The organism is Thalassotalea atypica, assembly GCF_030295975.1.
Lineage (GTDB): Bacteria > Pseudomonadota > Gammaproteobacteria > Enterobacterales > Alteromonadaceae > Thalassotalea_F > Thalassotalea_F atypica.
The window spans coordinates 4,104,870-4,123,439 of record NZ_AP027364.1 but is presented as its reverse complement, the minus strand read 5'-3'; the positions used below and the strand labels follow the sequence as shown (position 1 = coordinate 4,123,439).

The window sequence follows — 18,570 nt, the reverse complement described above, 5'->3', positions numbered from 1 at the left end:
GAGATGAATTAAGTATAATCATAATATTAGGATAGAAATATGATTGCGATTGGTTGAATTTAATTAGCTTATTATCAACATTCAAGTAATAGGTTAAGCCAATTTCCATTTGACGTACCATTTCATATTTTTAATAAGTTCTATGATAGGCTTGTTCATATTTTGTACCATACACATTGGGCATATCGCGTAAGAGTGGTGGCGTTACTTAAAGCGCTGATCTGGAGAGGATAAAGTACACGATTGTTAATCATTTGTTCATTTGTGATTAAAATTAGTAGAACGGCTGTTCTTTAGTGGAGTCTTGGCCTAAATCGAGATAAATTAAAGGGATTGAAGTGAGTTAAATTGATGGTGAGTATAAATCTATGAGTGGATTATTTGATACGCGAGATGAAGAATCTTTCGACGTCTATCTATCGAGTTTATCGAATAAGTTAATGACTTCATCATTAGCTAACACAAAGCAGGTGATAAACGAAATCATTCTCGATGTGATTAAACGTTTTGGTATCGATAGGGTGACCTTGTTTCCTGCGTCACAATCATTCGTAAAAGATGGTAATGCCATTTCTGTAGCTCAAGATGGAGTGCCAAAACTGCCGAGCACGTCGGATGTTGAAAATATGGATCCTTATTTAACCTATTTGAATTCGAGTAAACTCGCCGTAAAGTTTGACCGTCAGCAATTGCAAAATACTGATATAGAAGTGCTGCAAAAGCTCTACGCACAAGGAATGTGTTGGCATTGCGTGTTACCGCTAAAAATGTTCGGCGTTATCTGGGGAGGATTTGCTATTGGTCAGTTTGATGAGAATAAAGAGCCAATTCCAGAGCATTACTTTGTTAGATTGAAGTTGATTGGTGAAATGTGCGCAAGTTATTGGAAATTTTCTGAGCTTTTAACCGAGCAAAAATTTCACCAGCAAGCGATGGCAGAAAGTGAAGATGCTTTGTCTGTTTTGAGCTTGAAACAACGCGAAATCATTAGTCTACTTGCCACCGGTTATACGGCCAAAGAAATAGGTGAAAAGTTATTCCTTAGCAGCCGAACCATAGAGTCACATAAGTATCGAATAATGGATACACTATCTCTTAATTCTCACTCAGAGCTCGTACAGTTTGCAGTTAAAAATGGTTTGATTTTAACCCAATAGGCTTTTAGGTTATTAGTAATTAATCGTGTTTGACTTTTGTCTCGCTACATTTATTCCCGTAAAATAATGAGTAACGATAACTCAATAGTAGAGCCCTACCTATGAAACGCATTGTTTTATACATTTCTGATAAATGCAGCCACTGCAAGCAGGCTCAGAAATATCTTGATGACAACAACATCCCCTACCGTTTAACCAATGCAAAAATGCAACGTGGTAGAAAAGAGTTAGATGCGATAGGCGCACGGTCAGTGCCAGTCCTTAAGATAGGCAATGAAATTATGATTGGTTGGAATGAAAAGAATTTTAAGAAAGTATTTAGCGCCAAATAGAGACTTTTCACTAAGGGTAAATGTGGGCGAGCAATACTAATTATATAAGTTTTAGTGGATTGAGATAGTCTAAATGATGGCCCACCCGGCAGGAGTCGAACCTGCGGCCTCGCCCTCCGGAGGGGCGCGCTCTATCCAGCTGAGCTACGGGTGGGTAAATTTAACGGAGGCGTTAGTTAATTAGCGCGTGAATACTATATTTTCTACCTACATTTGTCTAGTTTTACTCTATTGCTAATCGAGCATACAAAAAATCGTTCAATATTCCGTCTAACTGGGTGCGAAATGCTGCACTTTCAACTCAAAGTATATCTTTAATTAAAATCAAAAGGCTTTGTGTTTTTTTGATTTTTTCATGAGCTTAAATCTTATCAAAATTTTTGGCTTAATTTTGCTGACTCAGTTCGGTGAAGGGCTTCGCCAAGTTCTAGGTGTTATTAATTCTGGTTTGCGTATTTTCGTTATGGTGAACTTTTACTCGTATGGATATTGACTAAGGTGTTTACACATGGACATAAAACAATAAACTCAATTTTTTGGTACTATCTGTTAAAGTTAGGTGTTTGTAGTTGGCTAATGTTAGGCTATCTTGTTGCTATTAGATTTTGTGCGTATACTGATGTCATTACCTATAAATTCATTATAATATTTTTGTCAGGTTATTTTACAAAAAGAGAGTTTTTCAAAGTAAATTTTTTATCAATTGACCCAGTAACTCTAACAAAATCAACTAAAAGAAGGTGGCGGCATATTTTTTGCTTGTGCTAGAGTTTAAAGATTTTAATTAATGTTGTAATCGGAGTGTTCTTCAAATGGCAGATAAAATGGATGTTGTGAAAAGTGAACCAAATAAGGAAGGTTATTCCTTAAAGAGTTCGCAATCAGCTAGAAGAAAACTTATTAAATCTTCTCCTTTATTGCTTATTCTTGGTAATAGACCTTCTTTTGCAGCAAGTTGTTCTATTTCTGGTTTTATGTCTGTAAAGGTAGGCACATCACTAACGACACATGACGGAAGCTTATGTAACGGCTGGAGTCCTGGCAACTGGAAGAATGATAGAGGGCAGATAACGCAAACTGCATGGGCACAGGCGGGTGTAGCTTCTTCGGCATCCTTTTCTTCCTTGTTTAATACCGGCGCTGCCAATATTCGAAAAGTTACCAATGGTGTTGTAGGAGACTATGTAAGCTACTCGAGTGGTATCTCGTTTTCAATGTTGCAGGTGATGGAAGGGGCTGTATCTGGAGGTAACGATGCTGGCAACATTGTTAAGCATGCAGCGGCTACTTATTTAAATGCGGCCTTTTTGGCGAATGGCGGCGGTGGTACAAATCCAGACCCTTGGATGTATAATTACATCTCAACTGAAGATGTGGTTGGTTTGTATTTACTTTATGAACTGACTTATTTAGCATCCCCAGCTCCAGCTCCGGGTGTAAGTTATATTTATGAGCGTAATGGTATTACTATTGCCGAATCGATAAATATGAGTACCTCTGAATATGCATCATTTTTCCATAGCTTGTCTGACGGTAGTGGATCTGATGATTGGCAAAATGGATAACCTAACTGTTAGGTTATGCTTGCAGCCCAAATAAATAGCGACAATTGTCTTTATTGTACAAATGAGGAAGTTGTTGTTTACTCTATATCGAAAAAACAAACTTATTTGCTCAGTGTCGAGCAGTCGAGTGTGTTGAACTTATATTTAGCAGAGAGTAGTAATAATGTGCCTATTAAAATAAATGATTGGCTCTTGTTATGTGTTGATTTATTGAAAATTGATGAATTAGTTTTTTCTGAAGTGGTTACTAAGCTAACTGAACTTGGCATTGTCGATGTAGTTAAATGTGAATGATTTTATCTGAGCTTCCTTTTAATACAGCAGCATACCAACTCACCCACGAAGGCTTAAAAATCAAAATAGGGCGTTTTAATACATTAGTTAAATTGTCACCTATTCCTTCATTACTAAACGAGTTTTATCGTCTTTATCAGCACAGTTTGCTTGTTAAACAAGATGACTTTATAGATTTTCCTATCTCATTATTGCTTACTCCAGGCGTTCGCTCCTTTATAAAGCCGCAAATTAATTTTGATTTTTGTGGCTTGCAGCCATTTGAACCTTTGCCTGCTGTACAAGCATTGCCTTTATTAGAGTGGGGAATGAATTGGTGTGTTAGCCAACATTATCATGATAGTCTCATCATTCATGCTGCTGTCATTGAAAAATATGGCAAGGCGATAGTATTGCCTGGATTACCGGGCGCAGGGAAAAGTACCCTTTGTGCTGGGCTGGTTCATATTGGTGGTTGGCGATTACTTTCTGATGAACTTACGTTAATAGATTTGAACTCGGGAAAAGTATTACCTAATCCTCGCCCTATCAGTTTGAAAAATCAATCTATAAATATTCTCGATAGTTTATGCCCAGATATATATCACTCTAATATTGTTAAAGATACTGCAAAAGGTTCAGTCTCACTTTTTCAGGCGCCTATAGATAGTGTGAGGCGTGTAGATGAAGCAGTGGATATTAAATATGTCATATTTCCTCGTTTTATTGGTGATATCGCGTTTGAATTATCTGAGCTTTCTAAAGGAAGAGCGTTTATTGAGCTAGCAAATCAGTCATTCAACTATTCAATTCTTGGAGAGCTTGGTTTTAAGGCTATTGCAAAACAAATGGATAATGCTGATTGCTTTGAATTGACCTATGATGGCAATTTGCATGAAGTGGCCAAAGTTATGGAGCAGTTAGCTTTATCATGAGCCAATTAGAATTACTGAGAATGGTGTATGTTTCTCCATCACTAATCGAGAAACTTAGCTATCAAAACTGGAATCAACTCATAAAAGAAGCATATGCGACGGGCATGTTAGCTCGGCTTTATTATTTGTTTGAAAAATCAAAAGTTAACTCTTTTATTCCTGAAAAACTATTATGGCACTTTAAATCGGCATGTCGTTATGCACAGGCACATAAAAAAGACATGATGATCGAGGTGGAACATGTAAGCCGAACTTTCAAAATGTCAGGGCAAGTCCCTGTGTACCTTAAAGGAGTGGCTTATTTATTGGCTGAGGATGATGCCTCGAATGGGCGAGTCTTTTCGGATATCGATGTCTATACAAATATTAACTCTTTGCCAAACGTAGAAAGATTTTTACAATGGCAAGGGTGGTCAGCCGGCAATGTTGACGCTTATGATGAGTTATACTACCGTGAGTGGATGCATGAAATTCCTGCGCTGACACATAATACTCGAGGATCTACTCTAGACGTGCACCATAATTTATTGCCACGAACTTCTCGATTAACCTTTGACGCACTATTAATTGAAAAAAATGTCTGCAGTGATACTAATGTTCTCGCCCCTGAGGATAGAGTCATCCATAGTATCGTACATCTATTTCTCGAAAGTGAATTCGATAAAGGAATGCGTGATATGACAGATATTGATTTACTGCTCAGGCAGCACCAAAAACAGAACAACTTATTCACCGAAAAAATTGTTGAACGTGCCTTTGAGCTAGGTGTTGAGCTTATGGTTTTTTATGCGTTTAGATACCTTAGTATATACCTAAAGACAGATATACACCCAAGTGTTAGCAATAAGTTATCGAAACATTCGCCTAACAGAGTAAAGCTTAAATTAATGGATAAACTCTTTGGTCAGGTGCTGTTTGCGCCATTAAACACCAATGATTTAATTCTAAATAAAGTGGCACACCTTTTAATGTATATCCGTGGACATTACTTAAGGATGCCGTTACATCTTCTACTTCCTCATTTAGCTCACAAAGCATTTCTTGCCCCATATGTTAAATGGCAGAAAAATAGAAAGTATACGGATGTTTAGTGAGTTCAGTTTATTAATGAAAAATCGTTGTAGGTTTTTTGTAGAATCCCTATCATGGTCGTTGTGTAAATTATATGGTTGATTAATATGGAAATAATCGGTTTGTCGGGTTACGTATTATCGAGTGTAATCTATTTTATTTTCATACTTTTATTATTAGCAGCAAGAAATAGCACCCTTTCTGGGCGTATTATTCTAATTTCTAGCGGTATAACACTGCTTTCATCGCTAATGGCAGCATGGCAAATTCATTTCACAGCCTCTTTAAAATATGTCTTGTTATTAGAAAACGTTAAGTATGTTTTTTGGTATCTGTTAATAGTAAGCACTCATCTCGGCGTTTTTACCTTTCATCATTTCATTCGTCATAAAAAAATTCAAAATTACCTGCTTATTTGGTGCGGATTCTCGGTGCTATGTTGGTTGTTGTCGTTTAACTTCTCAGACGGTGGTAATTACATATTCATCTTATTCCTTGTTTTAAGCCTGGGTTCCATTGTGGCAATTGAGCAACTTTATCGAAATGCTGATGCCAAAGTTAAATGGGCTTTGTGGCCAATGACGATTGCTTTGGGTACTACGGCAGTTTTCGATTTTGTCATTTTTGCGCAGGCCTCAATGGTTAATCAGTTGGATTTCACCTTTTGGTATGCGCGCGGATATTTAATCACTATTGCAATGCCAATGTTATTGATCAGTACAAGGCGCATGAAAAATTGGTCTGTTGATGTTTTTGTTTCCCGCGAAGTTGTTTTTTATAATTCAATGTTATTGATTTCCGGACTCTATTTGCTTCTGCTGGCCGTCGCGGGCTATGCGATAAATTTTTTTGGTGGTCAGTGGGGTAGTGTCATTAGTATTGCTTTTCTTGCTCTAGGCGGCACAGTATTAATGGCGTTGTTAATTACGGAACGATTACGACGAGAAGTAAAAGTGTTTATCACTAAACATTTCTACGCGAATAAATATGATTACCGTATTGAGTGGTTAAATTCTATTGAACAGCTGGAAGTGAGAGATGGTAATGATTGCTATCAAACCGCTACAGATATTATTTGTACTTCAATTAATGCCACAAAAGGGGCTTTAGTCACTAAGGCCTATGATGGTCACTATAAGTGTATGTACCGTACCCACGATGATTATGATGCTAATTATTCTATTATTTTAAGTTCAGTAGAAAAATTTTATAAAATTAATACATGGATCATTGATATTCGAGAATATACCTATGTAGAAGACAGTTATCCTTGTTTAAATTTAAACATAGAGATGTGTAGAGAAAATCAAATCGATTTAATTGTACCGATAATCAGTGGTGGTAAACTTTACGGCATGTTTGTTTTATGTTTGGGCAATACGAAAAGTTACCTCAACTGGGAAGACAGAGATTTGCTGTTTGCGATTACTAAACAATTAAGTAATTATTTATCGCTTAATGAGGCAAAAATTCGCTTGGCTGAATCTAAACAGTTTGAAGCTTTTCATCGTATGTCTGCATTTTTAGTGCATGATCTGAAAAACATCCAAGCGCAATTAGCATTGATTAACAATAATGCTAAAAGACATCGAAATAACCCAGAGTTTATTGATGATGTCTTTGAAACAGTTGAGTCAGCAACATTAAGGCTAGACAAGGTGTTGACTCAATTGAGAAACAAACAAGCTGCTGAGACCGGTGAATCGTATACTGACATTATTCAACTCATTGCAAAAGTGGTAGAACAACGTAATGTTAATAAACCACGAGTGGAAGTCGAAATCAGTGGAAAGTTATCACTAGAAGTTGAAGAGGAGTTTCAATCCATACTTAACCACTTGATACAAAACGCTCAAGAAGCAACGGCAAATGATGGCTGGGTAAAAGTTACTATTTCTCAAGATGAATTTGCGTTACGAATAGGCATACTCGATAACGGCATTGGTATGTCGGATGAATTTATTAAAAGTCGTCTATTTAAGCCTTTTGATACGACCAAAGGTAATGCTGGAATGGGGATTGGCGCCTATGAAGCAAAACAGTATATAGAGTCGCAAGGCGGTAGCCTGCAAGTGACCAGTATTGAGCAAGAAGGCTCTATATTTCAAATAATATTGCCATGTCAGAAATAAAATAAACAAGGTTATTAAATTTATGGAAAAATTACTTATTGTTGATGATGATATCGGTATTCAAAAACAATTAAAATGGAGTTTGGCTGATTATGATGTAGTACTTGCAGATACGCGAGAAAGTGCGATTGCTGCAGTGCGTCGTTATGAACCCAAGGTCGTGACTTTGGATTTAGGTCTACCACCCGATGCGGCAAACGCGACGGAAGGGTTAGCAGCGTTAAAAGAAATACTCACAATTGCCCCTTTTACAAAAGTCATTGTCATTACCGGTAATGATGACAGGGAAAATGCGCTTAAAGCGATAGAAATGGGTGCCTATGATTTTTATCAAAAGCCAGTTGAATCTGAAGTTATTAATGTAATCGTAGCTCGAGCCTGTGCAATGGCAAAAATCGAACATGAAAATAGGGCCATGCGCTCAATCGTGGGTACGGATACCGGTATTATTGGAAATAGCGCCAAAATGGATAGAATGCGTCAAATGATTCAACGCATTGCGCCAACTGAAATAACCGCCCTACTACTCGGTGAAAGCGGCACAGGGAAGGAGGTTACAGCAAAAGCGATCCATACGGTTAGCAACCGGAAGAAAAAACCTTTTATCGCGATAAACTGTGCCTCAATTCCGGAAAATTTATTAGAAAGCGAACTTTTTGGTTTTGAAAAAGGAGCGTTTACTGGCGCGCATAAAACCACGAAAGGTAAAATTGAATGCGCGCAAGGCGGAACATTATTCCTCGATGAAATAGGTGATATGCCTTTTAATTTGCAGGCAAAATTATTGCGATTTTTACAAGAGAAGGTGATTGAACGCATCGGCGGTCGTCAAGAATTAGCTGTTGACGTTCGCGTTGTTTGCGCAACCAACCAAAACTTACAAGAAATGGTTGCGGCAAAAGAGTTCCGTGAAGATTTGTATTACCGTATTAGCGAAATAACCCTCGATATTCCTCCTTTGCGGGACAGAGAGGAAGATGTGTTGATTTTGGCGCAGTTCTTTTTGCAGCAATATGCCAGTGATTATAAACGCAATGTCAAGTCGTTTACAGAAGATGGCATTCAAGCATTAAAAAGTTATCGTTGGCCTGGAAACATTAGGGAGCTACAAAATAAAGTTAAGTCCTCTGTGATCATGAGCTCAGGCAATCAAGTCAACGCAATGGATTTGGGTTTTTACGATGTAGAAAATGAAGAATATGAATTATCACTCAACTTAAGAACCGTGCGTGAACAGGCCGAAACAATTGCAATACAAAAAGCTTATGCTTTAACTGAAGGCAATATGTCTAAAACAGCCCAGCTTTTAGGGATTACGCGACCGACATTGTACAGTTTAGTAGAGAAATACGGCATACAAATTAACGGCTGATAGTAACTGTTAGTAGTAAAAAACGTAGTCGTTAAGTTATTAATGGAATGAAGATGGAAAAAATATACCCGACAATTATGTGTGGTGGCAGTGGTACAAGGTTATGGCCTCTGTCACGATCAATGTACCCAAAGCAGTTCTTATCACTGACCAGTGATTTCAGCATGTTGCAAGAAACAGTGAAACGCTTACCCCAAGGTACTGCTGATGCGATTTGCATTTGTAATGAAGAACATCGATTTTTGGTCGCTGAACAGCTGCGTACCATTGATACGAAAGCCAATATTCTATTAGAGCCAGAAGGGAGAAACACGGCGCCGGCAATCGCTTTAGCAGCGTTTAAAATCAGCGAACAAAACCCTGAAGGCTTGATGCTAGTACTTGCTTCTGATCATGTGATTAAAGATAGACAAGCGTTTCATTCGGCTATCGCCGTTGCAACAAATGCCGCTCAGAAAGATAAGCTAGTGACGTTTGGTATCGTACCAACGGTTGCAGAAACAGGATACGGCTATATTAAACAAGGTAGCGAACTACAAGCATCGGTACATGAAGTCGCTCAATTCGTAGAGAAACCGGATAAACAAACTGCTGAGCAATATTTAGCGTCTGGGAATTATCTGTGGAATAGTGGCATGTTCATGTTTAAAGCGTCTGAATATCTAGCTACGCTACAACAGTACCGCCCAGATATCTTTGAGGCATGCGAAAAAGCAATGGCAGGTGCACAGCCGGATTTAGATTTTATTCGACCAGAGCGAAAGAGCTTTCTAGATTGTGCTAGCGAATCTATTGACTATGCAGTGATGGAAAAAACAGCTGACGCTGTTGTGGTTCCTCTTAATGCGGGGTGGAGCGATGTTGGCTCTTATTCTGCATTGTGGGATGTTTCTGAACAGGATGAAAACAATAATGTACTACGTGGCGATGTTATTCCTTTTGATACTAACGATTGTTATATCCACAGTGAGCACAAATTAATTGCAACGGTCGGTGTTAGTAACTTGGTGGTGGTTGACACGCCGGATGCCGTGATGGTGGCAAACAAAGACGATGTGCAACAAGTTAAACACATTGTTGAACAACTTAAAGTTAGCGAGCGAATAGAGTCGAGCTTTCATCGTAAAGTATATCGTCCGTGGGGGAATTATGATTCTATCGATATGGGTGAACGATTCCAAGTTAAAAGGATTTCCGTAAAGCCTGGAGCAAAACTTTCTGTTCAGATGCATCACCATAGAGCAGAACACTGGATTATTGTCTCAGGTACAGCAAAAGTAACGATCGATGATGACACTATATTAATGAGTGAAAATCAGTCTGCTTATATTCCCATCGGGGCTGTGCACGCCCTTGAAAATCCCGGTAAATTGCCTTTAGAAATGATAGAAGTGCAATCAGGTAGTTATTTAGGGGAAGACGATATTGTCCGTTTTGAAGACCGATACGGTCGCGCACCTGAGCAAGAAGAGTGTTAACTGATGCAACAAAAGCTAACCTGTTTTAAAGCCTATGACATCCGCGGTAAATTAGGTGAAGAACTAAATGAAGACATTGCCTATCGTATCGGTCGCGCATTTGCTGAACACACGCAAGCGAAAAAGGTTGTCGTCGGTGGTGATGTACGACTAACCAGTGAGTCACTTAAATTGGCATTAGCAAATGGGCTGAACGAAGGCGGTTGTGATGTCATCGATATTGGACTTTGCGGAACGGAACATATTTATTTTGCTACCAGTTATTTAGGTTGCGATGGCGGTATCTGTGTGACGGCAAGTCATAACCCGATCAATTACAACGGTATGAAATTGGTCAGAGAGCATAGCAAACCAATCAGTGGTGACACAGGTTTACACGAAATTAAAGCGTTGGCAGAGCAAAACCAATTCAAAGAGGAATGTGTTAAAGGTGCAATATCGAGAGTCGATATTACTGCTCCTTATACAGCGCATATGCTTGAATATATCAACGCAAAAAATATCACCCCGCTTAAACTTGTTGTTAATGCCGGTAACGGTGCGGCAGGGCCAGCAATTGATGCGATAGAACAGGCGTTCAACCGGTTAAATATCCCTATAACTTTGGTGAAAGTACATCACGAGCCAGATGGAAATTTTCCTCATGGTATTCCTAATCCACTGTTACCAGAGAATAGGGTAGCAACCCAGCAAGCCGTAATTGAACATTGTGCGGATATGGGCATTGCCTGGGATGGTGACTTTGATCGCTGCTTTTTATTTGATGAGCAAGGCGAGTTTATTGAGGGATACTATATTGTTGGCTTATTGGCCGAGAATTTTCTTGCTAAAAATAGCAACGCCAAAGTGATCCATGACCCACGTTTGACTTGGAATACCATTGATATAATTGAAAGGTGTGGCGGCGAAGCAATATTATCTAAAACAGGTCATGCGTTTATTAAAGAAAGAATGCGCCAAGAAGATGCTGTTTATGGTGGCGAAATGAGTGCACATCATTACTTTAGAGATTTCTTTTATTGCGATAGCGGTATGATCCCATGGTTATTGGTTGCAGAATTGATCTGCCTCAAACAGAAAAAACTGTCAGAGCTTCTGTATGAACGCATTGCCTTGTACCCTTCGTCGGGAGAGATAAATAATCGTCTCGAAAATGCGCAATCTGCAATTAAAAAAGTGCAGCTGCATTATTGTGCTCTAGCCATAGTTGAAGATGATACTGATGGCCTCTCAATGGAATTTGAGCAATGGCGTTTTAATTTAAGATCAAGTAATACAGAGCCATTAGTTAGGCTCAATGTTGAATCACGAGGAGATTCAGCACTAATGGCGCAAAAAACGAGAGAGATATTGGACTTACTGTTAAACTAAACAAGAATTCATTATCTCGTATTTATAGTTTCAAACTTTTCACTGAGTCAGTAAACTATTTATAACATAATTTTTACATAAACAAATCGTAGGAAAAAATATGAAAATTGGGATTATTGTTGGTACACGCCCAGAAATCATCAAAATGGCGCCAGTAATCCGTGAATGCCAACAAAGAGGCATTCCTTATTTCATTATCCATTCAAATCAGCATTACTCTGAAGAAATGGACAGCATCTTCTTCAAAGAGCTTGAGTTACCAAAACCACACTATAACCTTGGTGTAGGTTCAGGATTACACAGCAATCAAACGGGTAATATCTTGATTAAGATGGAGCCCATTCTTGTTGATGAAAAACCAGATGTCGTATTAGTGCAAGGCGATACGAATACAGTATTAGCTGGTGCTTTAGCTGCATCAAAATTAAACATCAAAGTGGGGCACATAGAAGCGGGCTTGCGTAGTTACGATCGGATGATGCCTGAAGAAACCAATCGTATTTTGACCGATCACATGAGTGATTACTTATTTGCTGTAGGCCCAAACCAGCAGAAAATTTTGGCGCATGAAAGCATCGACGCAACAAAAGTACATACCGTTGGTAATACTGTCTCAGACTCGTTATTTCAGCATTTGGAAATTGCTGGTGAGAAGAGTGATATTCTAGCGGAATTAGGGGTTACAGAAAAAGCCTACTTCCTTGTGACGGCTCATCGTGCGTCAAACGTTGATATTCCTGCGCATCTTATCGAACTTCTTGGCTTATTTGACAAACTACATGCTAAATACAGCCAACCGATTGTTTGGCCTATTCACCCACGAACTCAAGCGAAACTAAAAGAGTTTGATATTGCTGTACCTAGCTACTTGATCTTAAGTCCACCCATTGGTTATCTAGATTTCATCCAACTGCAAAAAAATGCACAATTAATCTTAACGGATTCAGGCGGTATTCAAGAAGAGGCGTGTTTGCTTGGCGTACCTTGTATTACATTACGTGAAAATACTGAACGTCCTGAATCGATAGAAGTAGGGGCGAATGTTCTTGTTGGTCGTGATGCTGATAAAGCATTGGTAGCAGCCGATAACTGGTTGAGCTCCACGGAAGAATTTAGTTGGACAAATCCATTTGGTGACGGGCACGTAGCAGAGCGGATCCTTGATATTGTTTGTGAAAATGATGATGTCGAGGCGACAACGAAAATTTCAGCTAAAAACGAAACCATTACCGTCGTTGGTATGGGCTATATGGGACTCCCGATTGCTTGCCTTTTAGCCGAAGCCGGCTATAGCGTTTCAGGTATCGACTTAAACGCAGAAAAAGTAGCAGCAATAAATGATGCACAATGTCCATTTGACGAAGTAGGTTTACCGGAATTAATTAATAAAGTAGTAAGCCAAGGTTTCTTAACTGCCTCTACGACGATGGTTTCAGCAGATACCTATTTGGTCGCTGTTCCTACACCACACGCTAACGGTACGTGCGATCGAAGCTATGTATTCGGCGCTGTGGATGCCATTATTGATGTTGCTCAAAATGGTCAGACTGTTATCGTTGAGTCAACTATTTCCCCGCAAACGAGTCTTGCTGTTGCCGAAAGGTTTACCAAGGCAGGCTTACAAATTGATGTTGTGCATTGCCCTGAACGCGCTATTCCAGGCCAGACTTTGCACGAGCTCGTCAATAATGATCGTATCATTGGGGCCAGCAGTATGGTGGCCCAACAGAAAGTGAAAGCCATTTATGAAAGCTTTGTTAATGGCGAAATGTTCTTAACCGACTTAACCACAGCAGAATGCATCAAGCTTGTTGAAAATACCTCTCGTGATGTCGGCATTGCCTTTGCTAATGAATTAGCCCAAGTTTGTGAAGAATTAGACGTCGATGTCTATGAGGTGATTCGATTAGCAAATCGTCATCCGAGAGTGAATGTATTGTCACCTGGTCCTGGTGTTGGTGGACATTGCATCCCTATTGACCCATGGTTTTTAGTTGAAAATACTCAATCCGGTGAGTTAATTCGTAAAGCAAGACATATCAATGATCAACGCCCAATTATTGTGGCTGAAAAAGCAAAAGCTATGTTGTCAGCAGGCGAAACTAAAGTGGGCATTTTAGGGGTCGCGTACAAAGCCAACGTTGATGATTGTCGAGAAACACCGGCAGACTCAATCTATCAATATCTGATTGAACACGGAATTGAAGTTCAATATCACGATCCTTTTGTACCACAGTGGAAATGTACAAAAAGTGACAGCCTCAGTGCAATTGATGAATGGGCTGATGTATTGCTATTGGTTACCGATCACGAGTGTTACCAAACACTTACTGTAAGTAGTAAGGTGTTGAATTCTAGAGGATAAAAGCTGTAGCTCATCGATTGATGAGCTGCTTTATTTTTCAGCAAGCTTAATATGGAATAATAATATGAGAAATAAAAAGTGGATTTTTCCAGCTGTTGCGGTTTTTAGCATCGCGCTTACAGCATGCTCTGAAAAAGAAAGTGCCAGTGATTATATTCTTCAAGCAAAACAGGGTCTACAAACACAACAAACAGATGCTTCAATCATCGCGTTAAAAAATGCCATCAAAGTTGAACCGAGCAATTCAGAAGCTCGGTATTTGCTCGGCTCAATCTACTTAAATCAGGGCAATGCGTTCAATGCAGTCAAAGAGCTAGAAAAAGCCAAATTACATAAATTTGATACTCAGCTGTTGTACCCTAAATTAGCTAGAGCATACTTTTTAGCAGAAGAGGCTGATGCTATTTATGAATTAACCAGTAAGGATATTAAACTGAGCGGCGACGTTAGTTTGCCAGTCTTCCTTTATCAAATAATTACGTACCTAAAGTTAGAACAACTAGAACAAGCAAAAAAACTACTTCGCCAATCAATTCAGCTAAATGATCAAGATGGTCACACCTTGCTAGGTGATGCCTACATACTTTTTTACGAGCAAAATATAGAAGATGCGAAACAGAAAGCTACTGAAGCGCTTTCAAAATTGCCAGCCCTACCAGAAGCACTAATGCTGTTAGGAAATATTGCTACCGTTGAGGAAAACTATGTTGTCGCGGCAGAGTATTTTGAAAAGTATTTAAAATTACAACCTCTGCAGCGATCAACTGAAATTATCCTTGCCAATGTGTACCTTCAACAGGGTAAGTTTGACTTAGCAGAAATGCACGCAGATAAAATACTTAAACTCATGCCGCAACAAGCTTTCGCTAACCATATAAAAGCGATGGTGAGAATAGAGTCAAGAGATTATGAAGCAGCGAGTGAACACGCAGAGAAAGCGCTCGCTAATAATTTTAAGCAAGCGACGACTAAACTGGTTGCAGGTGTCAGTGCTTTCTACCTAAACAATTATGAACAAGCGAACTATCACTTAAAACCGTTAATGCGCTATTTGCCTGTTGATCATTTTGCGCGTCGTATGCTGGTAGTTAGTCAACTTGAGTTAGGTATTATTGAAGATGTTGCTGATAATTTAGGCACGCCAGCGCTAAGTAAAGAAAATGAAGCTTTTTATGCGTCATTGAGCTATAAGCTATTACAAGCTGGTGCAACGGATGAAGCCAAGAAATTGATTTCATCTCTAGATAACACGGAAAGTGCAACGGCAGAAAGCCTCTTACGTGAAGGGGTTTTAAAGGCATTAACCAATGATAAAAGTGCTTTAAAAAGTTTAGAAAAAGCAATTGAACTTGATCCTAAGATGCTTAAAGCTGAATTATTGATTGCACGTATGGCGATCAAATCAGGTGATGTTGTAAAAGCTCAACAAATCGCTAGTAAATGGCAGGCGCAATACCCAGATAAGCCCGATGGTTACAATATTGAAGCACTTATAGAGCTAAGCCGTAGGAACGTAGCTGGGGCTAAAGCGCTGTTGGAAAAAAGCCTGACTATTGATGATAAAAACGTTTACGCGTTAGTGCAATTAAGCCAGCTTACAAGTGCTGAAGGTGAATTAGCACAAGCCAAAGCCTTTATAAGTCAGGCTCTAGAAGCAGCCCCTGACAATATTAATGTACTTCGTCAATATTACCGACTGACCCCTGACGCTTCTTCTCTTGCAAAATTGAAAGAGAAAAGCGAACAAAACACAGATAATATCAGCTATCGCTTGTTATATGCTGAAGCATTGATTAAATCGGAGCAGGTTCAAAAAGGCCTAAATGTTCTTCAAGACATTATTCCCGACCATAAAACGCCAAAATTTTATTGGATGCTTAAGCTTGCGGCTTATCGTTATGAAAGGGATATTACACAACTTAAATCCACGGCAAAGCAATGGCAAAAAATTAGTCCTTACCAAATAGAGCCTGTCGTTTTATTAGCTGAAATACATCGTATTGAGCAAGATTACAAACAAGCAATTGTAGTGTTAGATGCTGGCTTAGAAAAGCATAAGGACAACATAACATTATCTTTAGTGAAAATTGACGTGTTAATCAGGTCTAATCAAGCTGATGATGCTCGAAAACTCTATTTATTGGTTAGTAACAACATCGAAAATGAATATATCGAAAATGGAATTTTGGGAAGGTTAGCGCTACTTGATAAGTTGTATTCAGAAGCTATAGATAAACTAGAGCCGTATTATAAAACATCTCCTAACGTACAAAAATTGTTGTACTTAGTTCAAGCTTATATTGGAAACACGCAGCAAGTTAAAGCCATTGAAGAAATTGATTTATTTCTTAAGAACATTGAATTTAATGAACAACTAGCGATTGTGCTTGGCAACTTATATATCGAGTCAGGAAACAAAGCAAACGCATTGAAGGCTTATGAAAAAATCATAGAACAAAAGCCTAATAACGTGATTGCCCTAAATAATGCCGCGTGGTTGAGTATGGAAAATAATGACTTAGATCAAGCAAATGTTTTTGCTGAAAAAGCGTTTGAATTGGCTCCTGAGAATCCAAGTGTTGTTGATACTCACAGTCAAGTGTTGTTTAAACAGGGAAGAATTAAAGATGCACTTGCTAGTTCGTCCATAGCCTTTAAGCATTCAAAGGGTGAAGACATGAATATTAGGCTAAATTATATAGAACTATTGTTGGCAAATAAGCGGTTACCAAGAGCAGAAAGGTTGCTTGCAGAAACAACACCTATAAGCGATGAACTAATAAAAAGAAAACAAGAGTTGCTCAATCAAATATATTAAACAACTCATTAAAGTGATAAAAGGTAAACAACGGAGATTACCCAATGACAACACAGAGTAAGTTTTCTCTATTTTGGGATGAAGTTTTATCATATTGTGACTCAAGAAAATGTGCAGCGTCAATAGAGCCTAGCACCGTAGAACATTATGGACATGTAACAACTGGCTGGGATAAACGTGCAAAAGCAGTAATTCAACCTGAATGTACAGAAGACGTACAAAAAGTTGTTCAATTAGCAAACCAGTTTAACGTCGGATTATATCCTATAAGTGCAGGAAAAAACTGGGGTTATTCAGATGCTACGCCTTCAGGGCCGGAGATGGTCTTAGTTGATCTATCTACGATGAATAAAATTCTTAATGTTGATGAAGCTAATAGGTTGGCAATCATTGAACCTGGTGTAACGCAGGAAGAATTAAGTGATGCATTAATAGATACTGATTTATTCATGGACTGCACAGGAGCTCCAACTACTACAAGTATTGTTGGCAATATACTAGACAGAGGCTTTGGGCATACCATTAATGGAAATCGACAATTCAATGCGTGCTCTTTTGAAATTGTATTAGGAAATGGTGAAATATTAAGAACAGGTCACTTAGCATATGAAAATGCAGGAGATCACAGTGTAAAAAATTGTCATACCAAGGCAACAACAGGACCAATTCTTGATGGGTTGTTTAGTCAATCAAATTTTGGCATTGTCACTAAACTTTGCTTTTGGTTAATGCCGAAACCTGAAGTGATTTTACCTTACATTGTCTTATTTGATAGCCATGAAGACTTTTTGAACGCTATAGAGCCCATCGCGAAGCTTAAACAAGCAGGTGTCGCGAGAAGCATAATGCATGTTGGCAATGACATGCGTGCCATTTCTTCAAGTTTGTCGTATCAACTTATACAGCCGCTCAAGGATAAATTGTTATCCGAAGAGCAAATTTCAAAATCACTGTCAATCTTAGGTTTGGGCCCATGGGCTATGTCGGGTGCGCTTTATGGAAGTAACAGAGTAATCAAAGCGTACAAAAAAGAGCTGACTCAGAATATAAAGCGACACAGTGCTTGTAAGATACATTTTTTACCTGGTAAGCAGATCAAATTTGTTGAACGTATCTTGTCTATGCTTCCTTTTAAGCCCTTAGATAAACTAAAAGGGAATATAAAGTCTGCGATGGCATTAATTGATATGCACTCAGGAAAACCGACAGACTACTTTTTAAAAGGTTGTTATCACAAGCATGAAAATTTCCCGTCTGTGCTAGATGAAAAAACAGACATTGCTAAAGATGGCTGCGGGTTGATTTGGATTTCGCCAACAGCACCAACATCTAAGTCACATATACAAGCACTATTAGATTTATTGAAAAATGCATATGAAAGCCAAGGCTTTAACTTGTATGCGACGTTAAGCTTTATCGATGATAGGTCTACTGCAGTGATTTGCAATCCAGTGTTTGATATTAATAACCCTGACGAAACGGAAAGAGCAATAGTGTGCACAAAGCAAGCGATGCAGCTCTGTATAGACAATGGCTATCCACCATATAGGGTAGCAAACGTGCATTGGCATGCCTGGCATTCTAAGCTTTCTAGTGAACACAAGAACGCACTAAGTGCGTTAAAAGAAACATTTGACCCTAACAAAGTTATAGCGAGTGGTCGTTACGGTATAGAATAAAACTTATAAGCTAACAGAAGTT

At 38.8% G+C, this 18,570-nt stretch carries 12 protein-coding genes and 1 tRNA gene; 12 read left to right on the top strand and 1 reads right to left on the bottom strand.

Annotation, left to right across the window (positions count from 1 at the left end; all coding sequences use genetic code 11):
• Positions 1-368: 368 nt before the first annotated feature.
• A complete protein-coding gene (locus QUE03_RS18505) occupies positions 369-1,157 on the top strand; it encodes a response regulator transcription factor (RefSeq protein ID WP_286263451.1) in 789 nt (262 codons plus the stop codon).
• Positions 1,158-1,258: 101 nt separating this feature from the next.
• The gene (locus QUE03_RS18500; protein WP_286263450.1) at positions 1,259-1,489 is read left to right on the top strand and encodes a glutaredoxin family protein; all 231 of its coding nucleotides are present in this window, start codon (positions 1,259-1,261) and stop codon (positions 1,487-1,489) included.
• 77 nt (positions 1,490-1,566) lie between these two features.
• Here QUE03_RS18500 and QUE03_RS18495 read toward each other — a convergent pair.
• Positions 1,567-1,643, bottom strand: a tRNA-Arg gene (locus tag QUE03_RS18495).
• Positions 1,644-2,301: 658 nt separating this feature from the next.
• Between QUE03_RS18495 and QUE03_RS18490 the strand changes: the two genes are divergently transcribed.
• From QUE03_RS18490 to QUE03_RS18445, 10 genes are all read left to right on the top strand, one after another.
• Positions 2,302-3,054 carry a hypothetical protein gene (locus QUE03_RS18490; protein ID WP_286263449.1) on the top strand — a complete coding sequence of 251 codons (753 nt, stop codon included), beginning with the start codon at positions 2,302-2,304 and terminating at the stop codon, positions 3,052-3,054.
• A 290-nt stretch (positions 3,055-3,344) separates the two neighbouring features.
• Entirely contained in the window at positions 3,345-4,262 is a 918-nt protein-coding gene (locus QUE03_RS18485) for an HprK-related kinase A (protein WP_286263448.1), read from the top strand.
• A complete protein-coding gene (locus QUE03_RS18480) occupies positions 4,259-5,353 on the top strand; it encodes a nucleotidyltransferase domain-containing protein (RefSeq protein WP_286263447.1) in 1,095 nt (364 codons plus the stop codon). The genes QUE03_RS18485 and QUE03_RS18480 overlap by 4 nt, the downstream gene beginning before the upstream one ends.
• An 87-nt stretch (positions 5,354-5,440) precedes the next feature.
• Positions 5,441-7,465 carry an XrtA/PEP-CTERM system histidine kinase PrsK gene (prsK, locus tag QUE03_RS18475; RefSeq protein ID WP_286263446.1) on the top strand — a complete coding sequence of 675 codons (2,025 nt, stop codon included), beginning with the start codon at positions 5,441-5,443 and terminating at the stop codon, positions 7,463-7,465.
• 22 nt (positions 7,466-7,487) lie between these two features.
• Positions 7,488-8,837, top strand: a complete 1,350-nt coding sequence (prsR, locus tag QUE03_RS18470) for a PEP-CTERM-box response regulator transcription factor (RefSeq protein ID WP_286263445.1) — start codon at positions 7,488-7,490, stop codon at positions 8,835-8,837.
• Between the two features lie 53 nt (positions 8,838-8,890).
• Positions 8,891-10,315, top strand: coding sequence for a mannose-1-phosphate guanylyltransferase/mannose-6-phosphate isomerase (locus tag QUE03_RS18465; RefSeq protein WP_286263444.1), 1,425 nt, complete (start codon positions 8,891-8,893; stop codon positions 10,313-10,315).
• A gap of 3 nt (positions 10,316-10,318) precedes the next feature.
• Positions 10,319-11,686 (top strand): phosphohexomutase domain-containing protein, encoded by a 1,368-nt coding sequence (locus QUE03_RS18460; RefSeq protein ID WP_286263443.1) that lies wholly within the window; start codon positions 10,319-10,321, stop codon positions 11,684-11,686.
• A gap of 100 nt (positions 11,687-11,786) precedes the next feature.
• Positions 11,787-14,051: a non-hydrolyzing UDP-N-acetylglucosamine 2-epimerase gene (wecB, locus tag QUE03_RS18455; RefSeq protein ID WP_286263442.1), complete on the top strand. Its 2,265-nt coding sequence runs from the start codon at positions 11,787-11,789 to the stop codon at positions 14,049-14,051.
• 64 nt (positions 14,052-14,115) lie between these two features.
• Positions 14,116-16,869, top strand: coding sequence for an XrtA/PEP-CTERM system TPR-repeat protein PrsT (gene prsT / locus QUE03_RS18450; protein ID WP_286263441.1), 2,754 nt, complete (start codon positions 14,116-14,118; stop codon positions 16,867-16,869).
• A 44-nt stretch (positions 16,870-16,913) separates the two neighbouring features.
• Positions 16,914-18,548: an FAD-binding protein gene (locus QUE03_RS18445; RefSeq protein WP_286263440.1), complete on the top strand. Its 1,635-nt coding sequence runs from the start codon at positions 16,914-16,916 to the stop codon at positions 18,546-18,548.
• The last annotated feature ends 22 nt before the right edge of the window (positions 18,549-18,570 follow it).